This is a genomic window from Tenacibaculum sp. M341, from assembly GCF_004337695.1.
Lineage (GTDB): Bacteria > Bacteroidota > Bacteroidia > Flavobacteriales > Flavobacteriaceae > Polaribacter.
Genome location: NZ_SJXJ01000032.1, coordinates 1 through 395, shown reverse-complemented (window position 1 = coordinate 395; position 395 = coordinate 1). Strand labels below are relative to the sequence as shown.

Sequence of the window (395 nt, the reverse complement as noted above, 5' to 3'; positions counted from 1 at the left end):
AAACCCTGAATTTGGCTCATAAGTCACAACATCATCACTTGGATCACTTGGTGTATTATTTGGATCTGTTACTACAACTACTCCATTTGTTCCATTAGTTACACTGATTGTTCCATCTGTTGGTACTACAACATCATTTCCAAATACATCTACATCTACTGATGTGTTCTCATTCGTACTGACTGTGTCATCTTCTGTATCTGGAATATCTATTGTTCCTGAAGATTCAACTGTTACTGTTACAGTAGCAGTATCACAATTACTTGGATTTAATTTCTCACAAATCTGGTAAGTAATCGTATAATCTCCTGATGGTGTGTTTGCTGGAACTTGAACTGCTCCTGTTGCATCAACAGTAATGTTTTCTGTATTAGCTGTTGTTGTAATGTTTACAT

General features: G+C 35.7%; 1 pseudogene. It reads right to left on the bottom strand.

Annotation, left to right across the window (positions count from 1 at the left end):
* A pseudogene (locus tag EYW44_RS22360) lies at positions 1-395 on the bottom strand (gliding motility-associated C-terminal domain-containing protein); the annotation flags it as partial.